Source organism: Prevotella sp. FD3004, assembly GCF_000746155.1.
Classification (GTDB): Bacteria; Bacteroidota; Bacteroidia; order Bacteroidales; family Bacteroidaceae; genus Prevotella.
Genome location: NZ_KN050820.1, coordinates 196350 through 218459, shown reverse-complemented (window position 1 = coordinate 218459; position 22110 = coordinate 196350). Strand labels below are relative to the sequence as shown.

Annotated in this window: 18 protein-coding genes and 1 pseudogene; 18 read left to right on the top strand and 1 reads right to left on the bottom strand. The window is 45.2% G+C overall.

The annotated features are described in order from the left end of the window. Window positions 1–406: 406 nt before the first annotated feature. From T325_RS11470 to T325_RS11385, 18 genes and pseudogenes are all read left to right on the top strand, one after another. The gene (locus tag T325_RS11470) at window positions 407–754 is read left to right on the top strand and encodes a P-II family nitrogen regulator (protein ID WP_036914114.1); all 348 of its coding nucleotides are present in this window, start codon (window positions 407–409) and stop codon (window positions 752–754) included. Window positions 755–799: 45 nt separating this feature from the next. Further along, window positions 800–2053 carry an ammonium transporter gene (locus tag T325_RS11465; protein WP_036914111.1) on the top strand — a complete coding sequence of 418 codons (1254 nt, stop codon included), beginning with the start codon at window positions 800–802 and terminating at the stop codon, window positions 2051–2053. A 34-nt stretch (window positions 2054–2087) separates the two neighbouring features. Continuing rightward, window positions 2088–2798 (top strand): hypothetical protein, encoded by a 711-nt coding sequence (locus T325_RS11460; protein WP_036914109.1) that lies wholly within the window; start codon window positions 2088–2090, stop codon window positions 2796–2798. Window positions 2799–3076: 278 nt separating this feature from the next. Continuing rightward, entirely contained in the window at window positions 3077–3748 is a 672-nt protein-coding gene (locus T325_RS11455; protein WP_081911203.1) for a UpxY family transcription antiterminator, read from the top strand. Window positions 3749–3843: 95 nt separating this feature from the next. After that, window positions 3844–5328 carry a lipopolysaccharide biosynthesis protein gene (locus tag T325_RS11450; protein WP_051949872.1) on the top strand — a complete coding sequence of 495 codons (1485 nt, stop codon included), beginning with the start codon at window positions 3844–3846 and terminating at the stop codon, window positions 5326–5328. Window positions 5329–5349: 21 nt separating this feature from the next. After that, window positions 5350–6624, top strand: a complete 1275-nt coding sequence (locus T325_RS11445; RefSeq protein WP_197051345.1) for an O-antigen polymerase — start codon at window positions 5350–5352, stop codon at window positions 6622–6624. 178 nt (window positions 6625–6802) lie between these two features. Next, the gene (locus tag T325_RS12475; RefSeq protein ID WP_181020771.1) at window positions 6803–7300 is read left to right on the top strand and encodes an acyltransferase; all 498 of its coding nucleotides are present in this window, start codon (window positions 6803–6805) and stop codon (window positions 7298–7300) included. After that, window positions 7294–8127, top strand: coding sequence for a glycosyltransferase family 2 protein (locus T325_RS11435; protein ID WP_036914099.1), 834 nt, complete (start codon window positions 7294–7296; stop codon window positions 8125–8127). Before T325_RS12475 ends, T325_RS11435 begins: the two co-directional genes overlap by 7 nt. Continuing rightward, on the top strand, window positions 8124–9251 hold the full coding sequence (locus T325_RS11430) for a glycosyltransferase (protein WP_036914096.1): 1128 nt from the start codon (window positions 8124–8126) through the stop codon (window positions 9249–9251). Before T325_RS11435 ends, T325_RS11430 begins: the two co-directional genes overlap by 4 nt. 11 nt (window positions 9252–9262) lie before the next feature. Next, window positions 9263–10240 carry an acyltransferase family protein gene (locus T325_RS11425; RefSeq protein ID WP_036914094.1) on the top strand — a complete coding sequence of 326 codons (978 nt, stop codon included), beginning with the start codon at window positions 9263–9265 and terminating at the stop codon, window positions 10238–10240. 34 nt (window positions 10241–10274) lie between these two features. Continuing rightward, window positions 10275–10838, top strand: coding sequence for an LbetaH domain-containing protein (locus T325_RS11420; protein ID WP_036914092.1), 564 nt, complete (start codon window positions 10275–10277; stop codon window positions 10836–10838). Beyond that, window positions 10831–11781, top strand: coding sequence for a glycosyltransferase family 2 protein (locus tag T325_RS11415; protein ID WP_036914090.1), 951 nt, complete (start codon window positions 10831–10833; stop codon window positions 11779–11781). The genes T325_RS11420 and T325_RS11415 overlap by 8 nt, the downstream gene beginning before the upstream one ends. A 372-nt stretch (window positions 11782–12153) precedes the next feature. Beyond that, entirely contained in the window at window positions 12154–13806 is a 1653-nt protein-coding gene (locus T325_RS11410; protein WP_051949869.1) for a CTP synthase, read from the top strand. Then, a complete protein-coding gene (locus tag T325_RS11405; protein ID WP_036914088.1) occupies window positions 13787–15568 on the top strand; it encodes an amidophosphoribosyltransferase in 1782 nt (593 codons plus the stop codon). Before T325_RS11410 ends, T325_RS11405 begins: the two co-directional genes overlap by 20 nt. 8 nt (window positions 15569–15576) lie before the next feature. Beyond that, window positions 15577–16662 (top strand): glutamine-hydrolyzing carbamoyl-phosphate synthase small subunit, encoded by a 1086-nt coding sequence (gene carA, locus T325_RS11400; RefSeq protein ID WP_036914086.1) that lies wholly within the window; start codon window positions 15577–15579, stop codon window positions 16660–16662. Beyond that, window positions 16662–18353: pseudogene (carB, locus tag T325_RS11395) on the top strand (carbamoyl-phosphate synthase large subunit); the annotation flags it as partial. The gene carA and the pseudogene carB, both read left to right, overlap by 1 nt. 18 nt (window positions 18354–18371) lie before the next feature. Further along, window positions 18372–20036 carry an asparagine synthase B gene (gene asnB, locus T325_RS11390; RefSeq protein ID WP_036914084.1) on the top strand — a complete coding sequence of 555 codons (1665 nt, stop codon included), beginning with the start codon at window positions 18372–18374 and terminating at the stop codon, window positions 20034–20036. A gap of 166 nt (window positions 20037–20202) precedes the next feature. Continuing rightward, on the top strand, window positions 20203–20847 hold the full coding sequence (locus T325_RS11385) for a helix-turn-helix transcriptional regulator (protein ID WP_036914081.1): 645 nt from the start codon (window positions 20203–20205) through the stop codon (window positions 20845–20847). A 29-nt stretch (window positions 20848–20876) separates the two neighbouring features. Here the strand turns inward: T325_RS11385 and T325_RS11380 are convergent, their stop codons facing one another. Further along, window positions 20877–22109: a PLP-dependent transferase gene (locus T325_RS11380; protein WP_036914078.1), complete on the bottom strand. Its 1233-nt coding sequence runs from the start codon at window positions 22107–22109 to the stop codon at window positions 20877–20879. Window position 22110: the final 1 nt, after the last annotated feature.

The window sequence follows — 22110 nt, the reverse complement described above, 5'->3', positions numbered from 1 at the left end:
CAGAGTTTAATTCTTTTGATTTATTAGGTTCGTCACCGCCTTCGCCATATCATCTTTTTCCCCTTTCTTACTCTCAGCAACGAACGGGATGTTCTCTTTTGATAATGATTATAAGGATAAAGATTGGTTTGATATGACAAAGCTTTTTGCTGAAATTTGCATCTTTTTTGAATGAATAACCGCCAATGTGATAATCTGTAGTTTTTTGGCGCTAATTTGTTATAAATCGTAAGCAAAACAAAAGTAAATGGTTTTGAACTGTTAGATTGTGTGCGTTTTAACGTACAAACTGAAAGTTATATGCTTGATATTCTGTCAAAATGTACTACTTTTGCAGCAGAAAGCTTTCAAAGTGTAAGCCAAAAGGCTGTAATAGTATTAATAAGGTAATAAAGAGAAGACAGGTATGAAAAGAATCGAAGCAATCATCCGTAAGACCAAGTTTGAGGATGTAAAGGAGGCATTGTTGCAGTCGGATATCGACTGGTTTGAATACCACAACGTGCATGGTATCGGCCAGAGCCGCGAGGAACGTATCTACCGCGGCGTGCAGTACTCTACCGACGTGATAGAGCGTGTGGCACTGACCATTGTGTGCCGCGACCAGTTTGTGGAGCCTACGGTGAAGGTGATACTGAGTGTGGCTCACACGGGTGAGGTTGGCGATGGTCGTATCTTCGTGAGCGATATGATTGACACTTGGAGTATCCGCACGGGTGAGAACGGCGACACCGTTCTGAGAGACAAGAAGTGATGTGAATAGGTAAGAAGGTAAAAAGGTAAAAAAAGTAAGAAGATTATGAACGAAATTGGATTATCACTCGATACTGTATGGATGTTGTTGGCGGCCATGTTGGTTTTCTGGATGCAGCCTGGTTTTGCGCTGTGTGAGGCTGGTTTTACACGAGGCAAGAACACGGCCAACATCCTGATGAAGAACTTTGTGGACTTCATGTTCGGCTCGCTCTTGTTTTTCTTCCTCGGCTTCGGCTTCATGTTCGGCAGCGAGGGTGCCGGTTTTATCGGCATGCCTAACTGGGGCGACCTGAGTTTCTATAAGGGCGACCTGCCCGTTGAGGGCTTCCTGATTTTCGAGACGGTGTTCTGTGCCACGTCGGCCACAATCGTGAGCGGCGCCATGGCCGAGCGTACCAAGTTCTCGATGTATCTGGTCTACAGCGCTGTGATCTCGCTGTTCATCTATCCCATCGAGGGACACTGGACATGGGGCGGCGGCTGGCTCTGCAACGACGCTGCCGACAGCTTTATGATGACTACCTTCGGCGACGTGTTCCACGACTTTGCCGGTTCTGCTATCGTACATAGCGTGGGTGGTGTGCTGGCTCTGATTGGTGCCATCGCGCTCGGTCCCCGTATCGGCAAGTATGCCAAGGACGGCAAGAGCCGCGCTATTCCCGGTCACAACCTGACAATGGCTGCCCTGGGCGTCTTCATCCTCTGGTTGGGATGGTTCGGATTCAACCCCGGTTCTCAGCTGGCTGCCTCTGGCGAGGTGAACCGCGTGGCTATCTCACACGTGTTCCTGACCACTAACCTGGCTGCTGCTGCGGGCGGTGTGGCTACGATGTTCCTCACATGGTGGAAGTATGGCAAACCGTCGCTCTCTCTGACGCTGAACGGTGTACTGGCCGGTCTTGTGGGCATCACGGCTGGTTGTGACCTCGTATCGCCTGTTGGTGCCGTGGTGATAGGTTTTGTCTGCGGACTGGTGCTGGTTTACGCCATCGAGTTCATCGACCACAAGCTTCACATCGACGACCCCGTGGGTGCTTCTTCTGTACACGGCGTGTGCGGTATTCTTGGCACTCTGATGACTGGTCTGCTCTCTACCTCTAACGGCGCCTTCTATGGTGGCGGCTGGGGATTCTTCGGCGCTGAGCTCTTCGGTATCCTCGTGATCGACCTCTGGGCTGCCGCTTGTGGACTGGCTCTTTTCTACGGTATCAAGAAACTGCACGGACTGCGCGTTGGTGCGCGTGTTGAGGAGGAAGGTCTCGATATCTACGAGCATGGTGAAAGTTGCTATAACTAAATAAGTTTTTTTAAGTGTGTTTTATTTGGAAGGTATGAAAAAGATTGTTTTATTTGCCATGGGTCTGGTTGCGTGTGCAACCACCCATGCACAGGAGACGGAAAGTGTAGAGACAACCGTAGCGGCGGACGTTGTGAGCCAGTATATCTGGCGTGGTCAGGACTTGGGAAGCGTGTCGCTCCAGCCAACACTCGGCATCGGCTATAAGGGCCTGAGCCTCTCGGCGTGGGGCAGTGTGGGCCTCTCAGAGCCTGCCGACACAAAGGAGTTTGACCTGACGCTCGCTTACACCGCTGGCGGTTTCAATATCGGGCTGACAGACTATTGGTTCAACGCTGGTCTCGACCCCGAGGGCCGCTACTTCAAGTACGACGCCCACGGAACGAACCACGTGTTTGAGGCCAACATCGGTTACGATTTCGGAGTGGCCAGTCTGCAGTGGTATACTAATATTGCCGGCAACGACGGCGAAAACAAGGACGGCAAACGGGCCTACAGCAGTTATGTTGAAGCTACTGTTCCATTCAAACTTGCCACGGTTGACTGGGCTGCTACGGCCGGTGCCGTCCCCTTCGCCACCACGTTCTACGGAACAACGGGATTCGCGGTGACCAATCTCTCGCTGAAGGCAACGAAAGATATTAAAGTCACCGATACGTTCTCGATACCTATCTTCGGACAGGTTGTAGCAAATCCTTGTTCGCAGAAGGCATACCTGGTTCTTGGTTTTACGCTGCAACCTTAATCTAGCCAGGTGTGACTGCCCCACCCATCCATCCGTTTGCAATCAGATGGGTGGGCTTTTTTTTGTGTCGTTTTTCCGTTAAGGGAAGCAGCTTGTTATTGTTCTTGCACATTCAAGGTACAAGAAATTGCAAAAATAAGCAATAATTATTGCTTTTTTGAATATTGTTTTCGTTATATGTCTATTTTTTTGTACTTTTGCACTTGATTCTCAAAGTCGTAAGACTCAGAATCTAAGCATTGAACCGACCGATAAACCAAAACTCGAAAAGGTTTGATATGAGCACATTGTCTAATGTGGAAACTCGACGAGGCGAGGCTAAACCTCCATGTGTCAGGCTTACCCCTGATACCATCCCCGAAGCGATCAGCTCAAAGACAGGGGCGTCGGTAAGATATGCGCCAGACGAAAATAAGAGGTGGTATGTGTTTCGTGCTTCATACCGAAGGGAAGATAAGGCGTTTGACATGATCGTTGAAGACGGAACCTATTGCTATATTGCCAAGCGCTATGTGCGCAAAACCGACAAACAAGGTAAAGACAAACGAGTACTCGAGGCTCTGATTCCGAACCTTCTGTTTGTCTATACCACAGAAGACAAAGCCGAGGAATATATCAAGGGCACTCCCGAACTCTCCTTTCTCACATATTACTATAATCACTTCGAACTGGATGAAGACTCAAAGAATCCTCCACTGACTATTCCATGTCGTGAAATGGAGAATTTCATCTGTGCCACCTCTAATAAGAGCGAGCATCTGATGTATGTTAAGGAAGAACAATGCCATTTCAAGGGAGGCGAGACGGTAAGGGTCATTGACGGTCTGTTCAAAGGGGTGGAAGGAAAGGTTGCAAGAGTTTCTGGACAACAGCGTGTGATCGTTTCTATAACAGCCGTAGGCCTTGTATCGACAGCATATATCCCCAGCGCTTTTATTATGGAAATCTGAAAGTAGGTATATTGTATAACAAGTGCTCTAAGTAAGAGGAAGTCATGTCCACGGTAAACAGAGTAGTAAAGAATACATTATTCCTTTATGCACGTATGGGAACATCAATTGTTGTTTCCGTATTGACTACTCGTATTCTGTTGGATGCTTTAGGCGCATCTGATTATGGACTCTATAATGTGGTTGCTGGTGCATTGGCTATGTTGGGTTTCCTTAGTGCTTCTATGAGTACAGCCTCCTTGCGTTATATGAGTTATGCAGAGGGAAAGGGAGATATTACCGCCATACAGACAATCTTTAATTCCTCAGTTCGTCTGCATCGTATGTTGGCTTTGTTGGTTTGTGGACTGTATATCATAGCTGGCTTCTTTTTATTTAATGGTATTCTTAATATCCCGAGTGGTAGGGAAACAACGGCCATGATTGTTTATGGGTGTTTGATTTTCAGTACCGTATTTTCAATTACTATAACGCCTTATGATGCTGTTCTGAATGCTCATGAGAACATGTTTTTTTATTCACTTGTAGGAATAATAGACGTGTTCTTGAAACTGACAATCGCTGTATTAATATCATATTCAGACTATGACAGATTACTTTTTTATGGACTATTGATGGCTGGAGAGTCGTGGTTGTTGCGATTCATTACTAAATGCTACTGCGATAGGACTTATCCTGTATGTAGAGCAAAAAGTATAAAGGAACATGATAATGAGATCTTGAAGAAAATGGCATCTTTTGCAGGCTGGAACATGCTGAATATTTGTGCTGGGATGATTTCACTTTATGGTATGACTATTGCGATAAACCATTTCTTTGGGACTCTATTGAATGCAGCATTGGGAATAGCTACACAACTGCAAGGGGCGTTGATGGGCGTTTCTGGTAATATGTCAAAGGCATTGACACCAGTCCTTGTCAAAAAGGAAGGAGCAAACCAAAGGCACCAAATGCTTGAGATTTCATACGCAGGCTGTAAGTTCTCATTTCTCTTATTCTCCTTTTTTGCACTTCCTATATTGTTCTCTATGCCTGTCGTGTTGCAATTGTGGCTAAAGGAAGTGCCTGAGTGGACTGTTCTGTTTTGCATGTTATGGTTCGTTTCTGGGCTTATTGAGCAATTGTATCATTTCTTGTATCAGGCTATTCAGGCAGAAGGAAACATCAAGCGGTTTAATATTTGTAGTTCGATAGCAAACATTATTCCAATTATATTGACATGTGTTGAATTTCAATTTGGCTTTCAGCCATATTGGGCAATTCTTAATTGGATAATCTTCCGTATTATGGTAGATGGAATAATTTATATTTATTTCGCACACAAACTTATTGGTTTATCTGTTTTAAGATGGATCAAGTATGTGTTAATCCCATGTTTGGCTTCATTTGTTTGCATATCATGTATTTATTGGAGAATCCGTCCACAGGTTTCTGATAGCCTGTTGGTACAACTTTCATTACTCATAATTATGTTTATCATAAGTCTACCTGTGTATTGGTATGTTGCATTGTCACGAAATGACAGACATGTATTTTCTTCAATTGTTACAAATATGAGAAGAAGGAAGTCTTTATACTAAATGCTATTGGTAGCTTTGTTAATGGAAAATATTGATTTCCTATATAGTTTTATTTTATGTGTTGTTTTTGCAATAGCCAATTTTTTAAAGTTGGGTATGCGAAACAAAACATACGTTCTTCCGTCAACATTCTTTGCTTTGATGTGGGGATTGACTTCTTTGGGAGGATTCCTATATTCGAATCTGTTGGTTGGTGTTACCGACTATTATAATGGTGCTGATTATCTTCAGGAAATAAGTTCTTACCAATTAATGATATTGATTGTTGTCTTTTCTGCATTCCTATTAGCTCGATTTAAGCGAAAAAAAGTTGCAGTTGAGGTAACGGCGAATTTTGGTAATGCAGATATTGTATCCATTAGACGTAAGATGCGATGGGTTCTATATCTTTTTTTTGCTATTGGAATGTATCGACTGGTTTCTGTTGTATCGGTAACTGGTTGGGATTATTCTGCAATGAGATCATATTATATTGATTCTCGTTCGCATTTTAGTTTTTTTGACTCCAATGTAATCCGTATTGGTAGTTATCTGTGCCAGTTTGCTGTATTCTATATCTGTATTCTAGGTATGGAAACTGCATTACAAGGTATTCGTTTGAAAAAAATTATTCGGGAGTTCCTTTTGTTTATACCATTCCAGATGTCGTTTGGCGGACGTTTGTTCATCCTTTCTTTCTTCGTTCCTTTTATTTTTTCCTATCTTCTTACATATTCAATAGCAGTAATAAGGGATAAGGATAAAAAGATAGATAGGAAGTTTTTGTTGGTCCTTGCTTCGCCAATAATAATGCTTGTTGTCGTACAGATTCTGAAGATGAATGAGACAATAAACATGAAAACGATAGAGGCTTACTCATCTGAAATTTTCTATACTTCTACTTCCTATATACACATGAATGAGCTATGGGGTAGTCTGCCACCCGAATATTCGTTGGGATATGGCCTGAATTGTTTAGGTATTGGCTCATCTGTATATAATCATATTATTGAAATGTGGAATGTTGTGTATAACCCTGCATCAGTATGTGTGCCTTCTATGATACCACAGGTATTCCTTGACTTTGGAAAGTGTGGTAGTCTTGTATTTTTCTTTATCGTTTTCTATATGATAGAAGAAAAGGCCATAGCATGCTTGAAGAATCTTACAACAAGGAATATGCTGCTTATTATCCTGCTTTGTCAGACAACATATCAAACAGCAAGCTCAAGTGCTTTTGACTGTTTACGTGCTTTTATCGTAGGATATATAACTTTGGTACTTTTTGCACATATGACCCAGTTGAAATCCTTATAATTTTTTGCTTATAATGTCCAATTCTATATTCATACATAACATTATAAAGATTATATATGTTAATTTCCATTTCTTGCCATTCAGACAAGCAATAAAGTTTCCTATTGACGTTTATGGCAAACTACGGGTTGTAGGTAATAGTGGAAAATTGTGTATAAATGGAACTGTTAGACCAGGAATGATAAAACTTGGATCACAAGGGCGTGATATGTTTCCACTCGATCCTGTTATTCTTGATATCAGAGGGAGTCTTTGTTTCAATGGCTCTTTCTATATAGGTTGTGGTAGTACAATAAGGGTAGAGCCTGGGGCAAATATGTCGATAGGGGCAAAATCGAGATTCGGTGCTCAGTCGATTCTGTTCTGTGAGGACAATATAAAAATCGGTTCACAGGTTGGAGGCTCATGGAGATGCCAGTTGATGGATACAGACAGGCATGAAATCATGAATCTGAATACAGGAACGATATCTCCTTCGCACAAGCCAATAGTAATAGGCGACAATGTATGGATTGGGAATAATGTTTGTATTAACAAAGGAACTGTAATCCCTGATAACACAATCGTTGCCTCCAATTCTTTCTGTAATAAGAACTATTCAGATGTGGCACCATTTTCTGTTCTTGGAGGTATCCCGGCTAAAGTCGTATCATCAGGCAAACAAAGAGTATGGTAACAATAGCAGTCCTCATAACCTGTCATAATCGTAAGGATACTACATTGTCGTGTCTTGGCAGACTATTCTCTATCAGGAAGGATATTGATGTCTATTGTGTCGATGACAATTCAACTGATGGTACTGCTGAGGCTATTCGTGAAGAATTTCCTCAGGTGAATCTCATTCATGGAGATGGTAATCTCTTTTGGTCAAGGGGAATGAGAACCGCATGGATAGAAGCGGCAAAAAACAAGAAGTACGACTTCTATTTATGGCTTAATGATGACCTCATGCTCTATGCCGATTGTTTCGATGAGATGCTTGAATGTAGTAGAATCATGGAGCATAAGGCTGTAATAGCCGGCTTAGTACAGGAAACAACAACCAGGCAAGTTGTATATGGTGGTTATGATAAATCCAAGCATCTTATACCTGCTAATGGTGAGTTGAATGAGGTTTTTCGCATGAATGGCAACTTCGTCCTTGTGCCTAAATATGTATTTGAGAAGAATGGTTTATTTGATCCTGTATATCATCATGATTTGGGTGATGTAGCCTATGGTTATGAGACTCATAAGAACGGGCTTCATGTATGCACATCAAGAAAATATATAGGATGTACGGATGCTGCATTACAACGTGGGAATCCAAGGATACGCCTTAATGGTGTATCGGTAGTTAAAAGATTCAACAAACTATATTCTCCTTTAGGAAGTAATCCGTTCATCACATTCCATTATCTCAATAGATATGAAGGAGTGTTCAAAGCTGTATTGTTCTTTATTTACGTTCATGTTATAAATCTTCTGCCAGATTGTATCTGGTCAAGAATCTCTCGATCATGAAAATTCTCTCATTCGTATCTTCTCTGGATTTGGCATGTGGTGGTCCATCCCGTAGTGTTCCTATGCTCGTCAAGGGATTGGCTGAGCTAGGTGTGGATATCACTCTTATGACGATCCGCTCTAAAGACATGAATACGCATGCGCTTGAAGGAACTACAGCAAAACTGAAGGTACTTGAACCTTCTTTCTCGAAGAAGGATATTGCAAAATATCTTGCAGATGAGAAGTTCGAACTGATTCAGATTCAGAGTATGTGGGATTTGCCTTATCATAAGGTGATGGTTGAGGCTCGCAGATTAGGTATTCCGTATGTCGTCACTCCTCGAGGCATGCTTGAGCCTTGGAGTCTATCACAGAAGAAATGGAAAAAGATATTGGCTTGGTGGCTGTACCAGCGTAAGGATGTGCAGAAATCTGCCTGTATCTTTACTACGGCTAAGATGGAGGCAGAACATGTGAGTGAACTCGCTATCACGACCTGTAAGGCAGTTATTCCAAATGGTATAGAAACAAATGCTTATCCATGCAAGACGTCTATTGATGTTGTTAAGAAGCAAGTGCTGTTTCTTAGTCGCATACATGTAAAGAAGGGTATAGAAATCCTATTTGATGCTTGGAAACGTATTCATTCTGATTTTTCTGACTGGCAGTTGCTTGTTGTAGGTAATGGCGAGGCAGAATATGTTCATAGTTTAGAGATGAATGTGGAAAGTTTAGGGTTGAAAAATAGTATCAAGATTCTTCCGCCTGTATTTGGAGAGGCTAAGATAAAGCTTTATCAGGAGTCTGCCCTTTTCTGTTTGCCTTCGTTTAGCGAGAGTTTTGGAATGGTGATAGCTGAAGCGATGTCGTGCGGAACGCCTGTTGTAACTACAACAAACTGTCCTTGGAAAACACTTAATGAGACAAAGACGGGTTGGTGTATTGGCCTTAGTGTGGATAATCTTGAACATACACTTCGTGAGGCTTTGAACATGAGTCCTACTGTTCTCTATGATATGGGACAAAGAGCAAGCAAACTTATCTATGATAACTTTGGCTACCGAAGCGTTACTCGTAAGACTTTACACCTTTATGAGTGGTTACTGAATGGTGGTGAGAAGCCGGAATTTGTATTAAAGTGAAATAAAGATATATGGTATTTGGAAAGGAAAATGTACTTGACAAGAAGGACAATACGAAAAGAATTCAAGAGATTGACATGGCTAAAGGATTATTAATCCTTCTTATGGTGGCTTTCCATCTTGGATTGTTTAATGCAAAGTATCCTCATGCGTGTCAAATAGTATATGCATTCCACATGTCTGGCTTTCTGTTGATTAGTGGTTACTTGTTTTCTGTGAATAAAGAGCCTAAAAAGTTTTTAAAAAGTATATATGGTATTGTGGTGCCATATATTGCCTTTGAGATCGTATATCTGTTGGGATTAGGCATGTTTGGAAAATTCATTGGAGCCTCTAACACCTTTGATGGTGGAGTGCTAACTCTGTTGAGTAAGATCGCATTTTTGCCTTCTGGCACTTACTGGTATTTACATACAATGGCTATCTGTTTGACGATCTATTATATAGTTAATCGTTATGTAATGAAAGGATTGTCTGGCATTCTGATTTCATCTATCATCCTGTATACTTTGTCTGTTGGAATACCAGGTTTTAAATGGGGAGACATAATCTATTTTATAATAGGTATTCTATTTAGAAATGCGAATTTTGAAATAAATGAGAAATTAAAGTCGCCGATATCATTATTGTGTTTTGTTTTGATTATTATATTTGCCAATGACATTTCAAGATGTTCTATTCCAGGCATTGGACTAACTCTTACATTTCTAGGCTTTATTTTTGATTTGAAAGATAGAATACCGAAGTGTATATCCAATTATATATCGTATATAGGAAGGAATTCTCTTGCTATTGTACTTTTCTCTCCGTTGTTTACAGTTGTTGCAAAGGTATGCGCTCCGTTCTTTGCCTTTGATGGCACAAGAATTATTGGGACGATATGCTGTTTGTCGATGATAGTTACACTATGTCTGTTTTGTGCAATATTGTTTGACAGGTCATCGTTATCTCGTATTATTGTTGGAAAGAATATATACTCTAAACTATAAACCAAAGGACTAAATACATTTATTGAATTTGTATATGACTAAAACAAAAATCGATTTGTCAAAATATGAGAATCACTTGGGGCGGAAGCATCAGATGATTCGTCTTTTGTGGAATATCACTTGGGCATTGTGTGCAAGGTGGCTGCCTAGGAGTGTTGGTAAGGGCTGGAAAAATTTCCTTCTTCGTCTCTTTGGGGCAAAGATTGCAAAAACGGCTCATGTATATAGTTCTGCAAAGGTATATTATCCACCTTTCCTCACGATGGGAGAGTATGCTTGTCTTGCCGGTGATGTTGAATGCTATAATGTGGCTCCTGTCACAATCGGAGCTAATACTACGGTATCTCAAGGGACGTATCTCTGTACAGCCAGTCATGATGTCACAAATCCTTTAAATCCGCTCATAACGGCTCCTATCGTTATCGAGGACCAGGCATGGATATGTACTAAAGCGTATGTTGGCATGGGCGTTACGATTGGTCGAGGTGCCGTTGTTGGTGCTACGGCAAGCGTATATAAAGATGTGGAACCTTGGACAATTGTTGGCGGTAATCCTGCTAAGTTCATAAAAAAGAGGGAGATTATAGAAAATGCTTGATATTACAACCATAATCCTCACATATAATGAGGAACTTCATATAAAACGTTGTCTGGATATTATATGTCCTGTCGTCAAGGATGTTTTTGTGATAGACTGTTTCTCTGAGGATAGGACAGTGGAAATTGCCCAATCCTATGCTAATGTTCATGTTCTTCAGCATGAATGGCCTACAACAAAACATGCGGGACAACTTAATTGGGCATTGGAGAATGCTCCTATCACCACTAAATGGGTGATGAGATTGGATGCTGACGAGTATCCTATGAAGGATTTGGTAGAGGAAATGCAGCAAAAAATCCCTTCACTTGGTGATGAAATTACGGGAATTGTGCTAAAAAGAAGGCATATTTTCATGGGGAAATGGATGAAAGGAGGTATTTATCCTGTAAAGCTTCTTAGAATCTTCCGCTACAGAAAGGCGATGTGCGAGCGGAGGTTTATGGATGAACATATCCAGTTGCTTGAGGGAAAGAGTGTGGAGTTTGAACATGATTTCTGTGATCATTCACTGATAAATATCTCAGAATATTGCAAGAAACACATAAATTATGCATATAGTGAGGCTACTCAGGTGTTGAATGAGATGTATCATCTTACGGGAAGTGCGTCTGATAATATAACACATCTTGGGAAACAGGCGGAAAAAAAGCATAGGATAAAATGCAAATATAACAGGCTGCCACTCTTTTGGCGCTCGTTTGCATACTTCGTTTACCGTTACTTCCTACGAGGCGGATTCCTTGACGGAAAGGAAGGATTCATTTTTGCTTTCATTCAAGGTTGGTGGTATCGCACGCTCGTAGATGTGAAGGTTCTTGAGGTAATGAAGTGGATGAAAGCCAATCATTTGGATGCTAATTCTCCAGAAGGCAGACAAGCACTGAAGCAATATATCAAGGATCATTGGGGAATCGTCTTGTCGTCAAGAGGCTCCGTCTGAATATCGTAATTTTGTGATTAATATCATTTCTATTTTAACTAACTGTATATCAGTTTGTTTAGTAAGGTGGTCTCAAAGGTTTTGAGGTCACCTGTTTTACTTTTTCCCCAATGTTTAAAAGGAACTGATGAGGAGGCCTTTCGAGGTAGCCTTCGCCTTTTTATGTGTATAGGTCTAAAGTGCTGTTTGTGTGTAGGCCGTGTTTCGGATTGAAAGGTTTTCAAATGAAAATGGTTGCGAATTGAAAGGTTTTTGGTTTTAAAAACTTACAATCTGAAAGTTGTCCGCATTTTTAACACTCAAAATATAAATGTTCACGCGCGTATTATTCCGAAATGCTGTACCTTTGCAGTCCATAGAAACGATTGTTTTATGGAGACAAAGTACATTTTTATCACCGGAGGTGTAGCCTCTTCACTGGGAAAAGGCATTATCTCAGCCTCGCTGGGAAAACTCTTGCAAGCAAGAGGCTACAGGATTACCATCCAAAAATTCGACCCCTATATCAATATCGACCCAGGCACGCTGAATCCCTACGAGCACGGTGAGTGCTACGTGACGGCCGATGGTATGGAAACAGATCTCGACTTAGGACACTACGAGCGATTCACTGGTATCGAGACCACGCGCGACAACAGCGTAACTACAGGGCGTATCTATCTGAGCGTCATCGAACGCGAGCGCCGAGGCGACTACTTGGGAAAGACCATTCAGGTGGTGCCTCATATCACCGACGAGATTAAGCGCCGTATACTGATGAACGCCACCAAGCAAGATCTCGACTTCGTCATTACCGAAATAGGCGGTACCATCGGCGACATCGAGAGTCAGCCCTTCCTCGAGGCTATTCGCCAGCTGCGCTGGGAGCTGGGTCCCCAGAGGGCGCTGAACGTCCATCTTACCTACGTGCCCTATCTGGCTGCCGCTGGCGAGCTGAAGACAAAACCTACCCAGACCAGCGTGAAGCAGCTGCAAGGACTGGGCATACAGCCCGAAGTGCTCGTACTGCGCACAGAACACAACCTGAACGACGATATAAAAAGCAAGGTGGCCCACTTCTGTAACGTCGACTCAAAAGCCGTTATTCAGAGTCAGGATCTGCCGTCAATCTATGAAGTACCTGTAAACATGCAGCGACAGGGCCTCGATGCTATCATCCTCAAGAAGATGGGCCTCGAGCCAGGAAAGACACCCGAACTGGGACCCTGGCGCTCGTTCCTCGAGAGAAGGAAAAAAGCTACTAAGGAAATGAAGATTGCCCTTGTGGGCAAGTATGATCTGCAAGACGCCTACAAGAGCATTATCGAGAGTCTTGCACACGCTGGAACCTACAACGATCGCAAGGTGAAGGCCGTGTTTGTGAACAGTGAGGAAATTACCCGTGAGAACATTGCAGAGCGACTGAGCGGCATGGCGGGAGTTGTCATCTGCCCAGGCTTTGGCACGCGAGGTATTGAAGGCAAGATCATTGCCGCCGAATATACCCGCACGCATGACATTCCTACATTCGGTATCTGTCTAGGCATGCAGATGATGGTCATCGAGTTCGCACGTAACGTGCTGGGTTATAAGGATGCCAACAGTGCCGAGATGAACCCCAAGACGCCCCACAACGTGATTGACATGATGGAGGAGCAGAAGAACATCACCCAGATGGGCGGCACGATGCGACTAGGCGCTTATGAGTGTGAGCTCGTGACGGGCAGTCGCACATGGGAGGCTTATGGCGAAGAGACGCTCATCAAGGAACGCCATCGTCACCGCTATGAGTTTAATAATAAGTATCAGGAGGAGTTTGAGAACAAGGGCATGAAATGTGTGGGCATCAATCCCGCATCCGACTTGGTGGAGATTGTGGAGATTCCCGATATGAATTGGTATATCGGTACTCAGTTCCACCCAGAATACTCGTCAACGGTGCTTAATCCGCACCCCCTGTTTATGTCGTTTGTGAAGGCTGCAATTGAGCAAGAGCAGTCTCGAATGAAATTCAAAGCATGTATCGATGGAGCAACTGAAGCATGAATGTGGCGTGGCCATGATTCGCCTGCTCAAGCCGCTGAGCTATTATGAGCAGAAGTATGGCACGTGGCGATATGGGCTGAACAAGCTCTACCTGATGATGGAGAAACAGCACAACCGAGGCCAGGAAGGCGCTGGTGTCGGTTGTGTAAACCTCAACGCTCCTGCCGGCGAGGAATATATGTTCCGCGAGAAGGCGGAAGGTAAGGATGCCATTACCGAGATATTCAAACGGATATCCCACCCGTCAGCCGATGGTAGTTCGCCGCAAGCCGGAGAGCAACCGGCGTTTGCAGGTCAACTCTACATGGGGCATCTGCGCTACTCCACAACGGGTAAGAGCGGATTGCAATATGTGCATCCATTCCTGCGTAGAAATAACTGGCGAGCAAAAAACCTCTGTCTGTGTGGTAATTTCAATATGACCAACATTGACGAGGTTTTTTCTTTTCTGACAGCTCAGGGACAGTCGCCCCGCATATATGGCGACTCGTACATCACGCTGGAACTGATGGGCCATCGCCTGGATCGTGAGGTGGAGCGCCTGTTTCAGAAAGCTCAGGAGCAAGGTTTACAGGGCACAGATATCACCGACTATATAGACAACCATGTGGAGATGGGCAACGTGCTGAAGACCACGATGAAGCATTTCGATGGCGGCTACGTGATGTGTGGACTCACAGGCAGCGGCGAGATGTTTGCAGTGCGCGATCCTTGGGGCATACGTCCTGCGTTCTGGTATCAGGACGACGAAGTGGTGGTGCTGGCATCAGAGCGCCCCGTCATTCAGACCACCTTCGACCTTCAGGCCGAGAATATCAAAGAGCTGAAGCCAGGGCAGTCGCTCATCGTGCGTAAGAGTGGCGAGATAGTCCAGCAGCAGATCATGCCTGCCAGGCAGTTGAGCGCCTGCAGCTTTGAGCGCATCTACTTCAGTCGCGGTTCCGACCGTGATATCTATTTGGAACGTAAGCGTCTAGGTGAGCAACTTACGCCTGCCATCATGCAGGCCATCGACAGCGATGTGGCGCATACGGTGTTCTCGTATATCCCCAACACCGCTGAAGTGGCCTTCCACGGCATGACCGACGGCGTGAGAAGGCTGAATCAGGAAGTGCGCATCGAGAAGGTGGTGTGGAAAGACATCAAACTGCGCACTTTCATCACAGAAGGCAATGAGCGTAACGACCTTGCTGCCCATGTTTACGACATCACTTATGGCTCGCTAGTACCCTATGAGGACAATCTGGTCATCATCGATGACTCGATAGTGCGTGGCACAACGCTGCGAGAGAGCATCTTCAAAATCCTCGACCGTCTGCATCCCAAGAAAATCGTCATGGTGTCGAGCTCGCCGCAGATACGTTATCCAGACTATTATGGCATTGATATGTCGCGTTTGGAAGAACTCTGTGCTTTCCGTGCCGCCATTGCGCTGATAAAAGACCGGGGCTTGGAACAAGTGATAGCCGAGACGTATAGGGCCTGTAAGACTGAGCCCACGACAAAGAACCATGTGCGGGCCATCTATGCCCCGTTTACCGTTGAAGAGATTAACCGCAAGATTGTTGAAATGCTGCGCCCCGATGGCATGCAAGCTCCTATCGAGCTGGTTTATCAGAGCATCGAGGGGCTGCACGAGGCTTGTCCGAACCATCCTGGCGACTGGTATTTCACGGGTCATTATCCCACCAATGGTGGTATCCGCCTCTGTAACGGGGCTTTTGTGAATTATGTTGAGAGTGTATTGAATTTACAATTGTAATAGTATATATGAGAGAAGCAAAACTGATACTTGACGATGGCAGTCAATTCTGCGGCTGGTCGTTTGGCTATGAAGCCGGAACGACTGGCGAGGTGGTGTTTAATACAGCCATGACGGGCTATCCTGAGAGTTTGACAGATCCCAGCTATGCTGGACAGATACTGGTGACGACCTATCCGCTGATAGGCAACTACGGCGTACCTGATACGGGTATGGAAGAAAACGGTCTTCCACTTTTTATGGAGAGCGACCGCATTCATGCCAAAGCGCTGGTGGTGGCTGACTATAGCAAGACTTATTCACACTGGAATGCAAAGGAGTCGCTTGATGCCTGGCTGAAACGCGAAGGTGTGCCTGCCATCACTGGCATTGATACCCGAAGACTTACTAAGTTGCTGAGAGAGCATGGTGTAATGATGGGAAAGATTGTGTTGGAAGACTCAGAGAGTGTGCTGCCATCAGAGGACTATGGTTCCGTGAACTGGGTTGAGAAGGTAAGCTGCACGGAAGTGATTACCTATCAGCCAGAAGGTGAAAGGAAACATCGCGTGGTGCTGGTAGATTGCGGCGTGAAGGCAAATATCATACGCTGTCTTATCAAGCGCGGCATCGAGGTGGTGCGTGTGCCTTGGGACTATGATTTCAATAAATTGGATTTCGATGGCCTTTTCCTGGCTAACGGCCCTGGCGATCCTGAGCGTTGCGAGAAGACGGTGGCCAATATCCGTACCTTCCTGAACAGCAAAGAGGTGCGGCCGTGTATGGGTATTTGTCTTGGCAACCAACTTCTGGCAAAAGCAGCTGGCGCGAAGACCTACAAACTGAAATACGGTCACCGTTCACATAACCAGCCTGTGCAAAAGGTTGGTACTACACAGTGCTTCATAACCTCGCAGAACCATGGCTATGCAGTTGATGATTCCACACTGCCCGGAGATTGGAAGCCTTTGTTCGTGAATATGAACGACGGTTCTAACGAAGGCATCTGCCACAAGTCAAATCCATGGATGTCTGCGCAGTTCCATCCTGAAGCCTGCTCGGGGCCTGTAGATACAGAGTTTTTGTTTGATGAATTTGTAAAAATGCTAGGATGATGGAGAAAAAAGAAATAAAGAAGGTTTTGCTGCTTGGTAGCGGCGCTTTGAAGATAGGTCAGGCGGGTGAGTTTGACTACAGTGGTGCTCAGGCACTGAAGGCTCTGAAGGAAGAAGGCATACACTCAGTGCTCATCAACCCTAACATTGCCACCGTACAGACTTCTGAAGGCGTGGCCGACACGGTTTACTTCCAGCCCGTGAAGCCCGATTTCGTGGAGCGTGTCATAGAAAAGGAACGGCCTGATGGCATTTTACTCTCGTTTGGTGGACAGACGGCACTCAATTGCGGCGTAGAACTCTATCAGCGTGGCGTGCTGGAGAAGTATGGTGTAGAGGTGCTGGGTACTCCCGTACAAGCCATCATCGACACCGAAGACCGTGACTTGTTTGTGAAGCGCCTTGATGAGATTGGCGTGAAAACCATAAAGAGTGAGGCTTGCAACACCGTTGAGGAAGTGCAGCGGGCGGCTCATGAGTTAGGATTCCCCGTTATTCTCCGTGCGGCTTATGCTCTTGGCGGTCTTGGCTCTGGTTTCTGCGATAATGAAGAAGAACTCCTGTCCCAGGCTGAAGAAGCTTTCTCTTTTTCACCGCAGGTCTTGGTTGAAAAGTCGTTGAAAGGTTGGAAGGAGATTGAATACGAGGTGGTGCGCGACCAATACGATAACTGTATCACCGTCTGCAACATGGAGAACTTCGATCCGCTGGGCATCCATACTGGTGAGAGTATCGTGGTGGCTCCCTCGCAGACTCTTTCGAACGCAGAGTATCATAAACTTCGTGCCCTCGCCATCAAGATTATCCGCCACATCGGCATTGTTGGCGAGTGTAATGTGCAATATGCACTTGACCCGCAATCGGAGGATTATCGCGTGATTGAGGTCAATGCCCGTCTCTCCCGTTCATCTGCACTGGCTTCGAAGGCTACGGGCTATCCATTGGCATTCGTAGCTGCAAAACTGGGACTCGGTTATGGACTCTTTGAACTGAAAAACTCGGTTACGAAGACCACAAGTGCTTTCTTTGAGCCCGCCCTCGACTATGTGGTAGTGAAAATTCCACGCTGGGACCTTACTAAGTTCCATGGTGTGAAGCGCCAGCTGGGCTCGTCGATGAAGAGCGTGGGCGAGGTGATGGCTGTTGGCCGTACTTTTGAAGAGGCACTGCAAAAAGGCTTGCGTATGATTGGGCAGGGTATGCATGGCTTCATAGAGAATCACGAAATAAAAATCGCAGATATCGACAAGTCGCTCCACGAACCTACGGATATGCGTATCTTCGTGGTCTCAAAGGCTTTACAGATAGGATATACCGTTGAGCAGATTCATCAGCTCACAAAGATTGACCGTTGGTTCCTGCAAAAGCTACAGCATCTTGTTGACATCGATCAGCAGCTGAAGCAATTTGCCCAGTTCTCCGAGATGGCTGAGTTCATGGAGAATACAGAGTTGCTGGAGTATCTTGAGACACCAGAGTTCGTGAACCTGCTGCGTGAGGCCAAGGTTTATGGATTCTCTGATTTCCAGATAGCGCGTGCGTTAGGCTTCGAGTCACGTATGAGTATGGAGGATGCGGGATTGACGGTGCGCGCATGGCGCAAGAATCTGGGTGTCGTACCTACCGTCAGTCAGATAGATACGCTGGCCGCTGAGTATCCAGCCCAGACTAATTACCTTTATTTGTCGTACCTTTAAAATAGAAAGATTATGTGTGGAATCGTAGCTATATTAGATGTAAAAGAGCAAACACATGAGTTGCGTGAAAAGGCACTGAAGATGAGTCAGAAAATCCGCCATCGTGGTCCTGACTGGAGTGGAATATATTGTGGCGGCAGTGCTGTCCTCGCTCACGAGCGACTGAGCATTGTTGATCCCGAGAGTGGTGGACAGCCTTTGTTCTCGCCTGATAAGAAGCAAGTGCTGGCTGTGAATGGTGAGATTTATAATCATCAGGAGATTCGCCGCCGCTTTGCTGGTCAGTATGAGTTTCAGACGGGTTCTGACTGTGAAGTGATTCTTGCACTTTATCGTGAGAAGGGAGTGAACTTCCTTGAAGATCTGAGCGGAATTTTTGCTTTTGTGCTTTACGACGAGGAACGTAATGAGTTCCTCATTGCTCGCGACCCTATTGGTGTGATTCCTCTTTATATCGGCTACGATGCTGATGGTACGGTTTATGTTGCTTCAGAGTTGAAGGCCCTCGAAGGTCAGTGTGAGCGCTATGAACCTTTCCTGCCAGGACATTTCTATTGGAGCAAGGAGCCTGGCATGAAACGTTACTATCAGCGCGATTGGTTTGAATATGATGCTGTTAAGGATAGTCCTGCCTCTGTGGCTGCCATCCACGACGCGCTCGAAGACGCGGTAAAGCGCCAGTTGATGTCCGATGTTCCTTACGGCGTACTGCTCTCGGGCGGACTCGATTCTTCTGTCATCTCTGCCATTGCCGAGAAATACTCGGAGATGCGTATTGAGGACGACTCGAAGACAAAAGCCTATTGGCCCCGACTGCACTCGTTTGCCGTGGGTTTGAAAGGAGCTCCGGACTTGGCTAAGGCTAAGTTGGTGGCTGACTATATCGGTACCGTTCACCACGAAATAAACTATACTATCCAAGAGGGGCTTGATGCTATCCGCGATGTAATTTATTATATAGAGACCTACGATGTCACCACCGTGCGCGCCTCTACACCGATGTATTTGCTGGCTCGTGTCATCAAATCAATGGGTATCAAGATGGTGCTCTCTGGCGAGGGCGCAGATGAAATCTTCGGCGGCTATCTCTACTTCCACAAAGCACCAGATGCCAAGGCTTTCCATGAAGAGACCGTACGTAAATTAGGCAAGCTCTATATGTACGACTGTCTGCGTGCCAATAAGAGTCTTAGCGCTTGGGGCGTTGAAGGTCGCGTGCCTTTCCTTGATAAGGAATTCCTAGATGTGGCTATGCGTACTAACCCAGAAGCTAAAATGTGTCCTGGCAACACGATGGAGAAGAAAATCGTTCGTGAAGCCTTTGCTGATATGCTACCTGAGAAAGTGGCTTGGCGCCAGAAGGAGCAGTTCAGCGATGGTGTAGGCTATTCGTGGATAGACACGCTTAAGGCCATAACGACAGCGGCTGTTTCCGATGAACAGATGGCGCATGCTGCAGAGCGTTTCCCCATCAACCCGCCAAAGAACAAGGAGGAGTATTACTATCGTAGCATCTTTGCCGAACACTTCCCCAGCGATTCTGCTGCCCGCAGTGTGCCTAGTGAGGCTTCGGTAGCATGCTCAACGGCTATTGCCCTCGAGTGGGATGCCGCCTTCAAAGGCATGAATGATCCCAGTGGTAGGGCCGTTAAAGGCGTGCATGAGCAGGCCTACTAGAATATTATTCTTTGATACACCTTACTAAATCGGGAAATCAGAAAAATCATAAGGCAAATCCTTTTTTGTTGCTAATTTTTTCTGATTTCCTTCTTTATTTTGGCGCATTGTTCTGAAATTCGTATCTTTGCACCCACAAAATGGTTATGGTTCAATTATAACGGAAATGAGACAATATATATTGGCAGATAATCAGGACTTGACGCGTTTCGCACTGGAAAGTCTGATCAGGCAGGATGAAGATAACGTGTTGCACAGGGCTGTCGACAAGGCTGGATTGGTGCAGCTGTTGAAAGAGCACGAGAATGCTGTTGTGTTGCTCGACTACACGTTGTTCGACTTTGCCGATGTAGAACAGCTGCTGATTGTGGGTGAGCGTTTTGCACTGTCGCAGTGGATACTTATCAGTGATGAGTTAACACCAGCTTTCATACGTCGTGTGGTCTATTCATCCCATCAGTTCAGTATCGTGTTTAAGGACGGTCCGCTAAGAGATGTGCGCGAGGCGTTGCAAGCCGTCGTGCAGCATAACAGGTTCATCAGTCAGCGAGCGCTTGAGGTCATCATCAACCATCAGCAGGAAGAGGATGAACGCCCTAGTGTGCTGACCTCGACGGAGATAGAGATTGTGAAAGCCATCGCACAGGGTAAGTCAACGAAGGAAATTGCCAACGAGCGCTTCTCGAGTATTCATACCATCACCACTCACCGTAAGAACATTTTCCGTAAGCTAGGTGTCAACACAGCCCATGAAGTTATTAAGTATGCTTTAAGAGCAGGACTTGTCGACTCTTCAGAATTCTATATTTAAACAAAGATAAGAGTGAAAATGCTTCACTCTTATCTTAAACTCTGCTTAATATCCTCTAACAAGTCTTCTCCGTTTTCAAGACCGATACTCAGACGAACGGTGGTGTCAGGTACAGACATCTCTGCACATTGTTCGGCAGAGAACAGTCCAAAAATTGTTGAGGCGGGATGGATGGCTAGTGATTTACGATCAAAGAGGTTTGTAGCACGACGGATAATCTGTAGCTTATCGATAAATGCAAAGGCTGCTTCTTTCGAAGCGAGGTCGATGGTGAAAACAGCACCTGGCAGCGGGCCGAATTGTTGACGTGACAGTTCATAGAAAGAATTATCCTCCAAGCCTGTGTAGTTCACTCGTTTAATTTCTGGCAACTCTTGACACTGACGGGCAAGCCACAACGTTGTATCTGACTGACGACGGAAACGAATGTCAAGTGTATCAAGGCCGAGTGTCTCCATATAAGCCACTTGTGGCGTCATCAGTGCTCCGAGGTTTGTTACAAGTTCCGTTTTTACACGAGCCGTAAAGGCCATCTTCTTGCCAACACGCTTGGTACGCGCTTGTAGGGTAGGAGATGGTGACAGGCTCCAGTCAAACTGCCCGTAATCAATGAGAAGACCACCAAGTCCTGTGCCGCCACCAGAAATATACTTTGTGCTCGACACCACCTCGATATCCACTCCGAAGTCAACAGCATGGAAGACAGAGAAAGGCACGATTGTCGTATCGGCAATTAGCGGTACTCCCGCTTTGTGAGCAATATTAGATAGTTTACGGATATCAGCCACGAACAACTGTGGATTAGTGATAATCTCAAAGAATAAAGCACAAGTGTTCTCATCAATCAGTGTTTCCACCTCTTCTGGCTTTGTAAAATCGGCAAAACGTGCTTCAACCCCAAAACCACCTAATGTGTCGCGAATCAGTGAGACACTATTGCCAAACAAGTGCTTCGATGCTACGATGTTCAGTCCTGCTGCACTCACTGCCGTCAATGCATAGTGAATAGCTGCCATTCCAGTGTTAAGCGCCGTCACGCTTGTACCGCCTGTTAACTGTCGCACACGTTCTTCCAGATAGGTGGTTGTGGGGTTGGCAATGCGTGCATACGACGGTGCCATGGAGCGACCGCAAAATGCGTCGCCCATGGCCTTGGCTGACTCAAACTCAAACGCCGCCGTATAGTAGACAGGCATTGATAATGCTCCATATGCATCAGGCTTCTGATACTTGGTAGTAAGAATCTTTGTTTCGTATTGCATG

Excerpts from the sequence above, each read along its gene's own strand:
- T325_RS11470 (WP_036914114.1), top strand. The coding sequence starts at position 407 with ATGAAAAGAATCGAAGCAATCATCCGTAAGACCAAGTTTGAGGATGTA.
- T325_RS11465 (WP_036914111.1), top strand. The coding sequence starts at position 800 with ATGAACGAAATTGGATTATCACTCGATACTGTATGGATGTTGTTGGCG.
- T325_RS11460 (WP_036914109.1), top strand. The coding sequence starts at position 2,088 with ATGAAAAAGATTGTTTTATTTGCCATGGGTCTGGTTGCGTGTGCAACC.
- T325_RS11455 (WP_081911203.1), top strand. The coding sequence starts at position 3,077 with ATGAGCACATTGTCTAATGTGGAAACTCGACGAGGCGAGGCTAAACCT.
- T325_RS11450 (WP_051949872.1), top strand. The coding sequence starts at position 3,844 with ATGGGAACATCAATTGTTGTTTCCGTATTGACTACTCGTATTCTGTTG.
- T325_RS11445 (WP_197051345.1), top strand. The coding sequence starts at position 5,350 with ATGGAAAATATTGATTTCCTATATAGTTTTATTTTATGTGTTGTTTTT.
- T325_RS12475 (WP_181020771.1), top strand. The coding sequence starts at position 6,803 with ATGATAAAACTTGGATCACAAGGGCGTGATATGTTTCCACTCGATCCT.
- T325_RS11435 (WP_036914099.1), top strand. The coding sequence starts at position 7,294 with ATGGTAACAATAGCAGTCCTCATAACCTGTCATAATCGTAAGGATACT.
- T325_RS11430 (WP_036914096.1), top strand. The coding sequence starts at position 8,124 with ATGAAAATTCTCTCATTCGTATCTTCTCTGGATTTGGCATGTGGTGGT.
- T325_RS11425 (WP_036914094.1), top strand. The coding sequence starts at position 9,263 with ATGGTATTTGGAAAGGAAAATGTACTTGACAAGAAGGACAATACGAAA.
- T325_RS11420 (WP_036914092.1), top strand. The coding sequence starts at position 10,275 with ATGACTAAAACAAAAATCGATTTGTCAAAATATGAGAATCACTTGGGG.
- T325_RS11415 (WP_036914090.1), top strand. The coding sequence starts at position 10,831 with ATGCTTGATATTACAACCATAATCCTCACATATAATGAGGAACTTCAT.
- T325_RS11410 (WP_051949869.1), top strand. The coding sequence starts at position 12,154 with ATGGAGACAAAGTACATTTTTATCACCGGAGGTGTAGCCTCTTCACTG.
- T325_RS11405 (WP_036914088.1), top strand. The coding sequence starts at position 13,787 with ATGGAGCAACTGAAGCATGAATGTGGCGTGGCCATGATTCGCCTGCTC.
- carA (WP_036914086.1), top strand. The coding sequence starts at position 15,577 with ATGAGAGAAGCAAAACTGATACTTGACGATGGCAGTCAATTCTGCGGC.
- asnB (WP_036914084.1), top strand. The coding sequence starts at position 18,372 with ATGTGTGGAATCGTAGCTATATTAGATGTAAAAGAGCAAACACATGAG.
- T325_RS11385 (WP_036914081.1), top strand. The coding sequence starts at position 20,203 with ATGAGACAATATATATTGGCAGATAATCAGGACTTGACGCGTTTCGCA.
- T325_RS11380 (WP_036914078.1), bottom strand. The coding sequence starts at position 22,109 with ATGCAATACGAAACAAAGATTCTTACTACCAAGTATCAGAAGCCTGAT.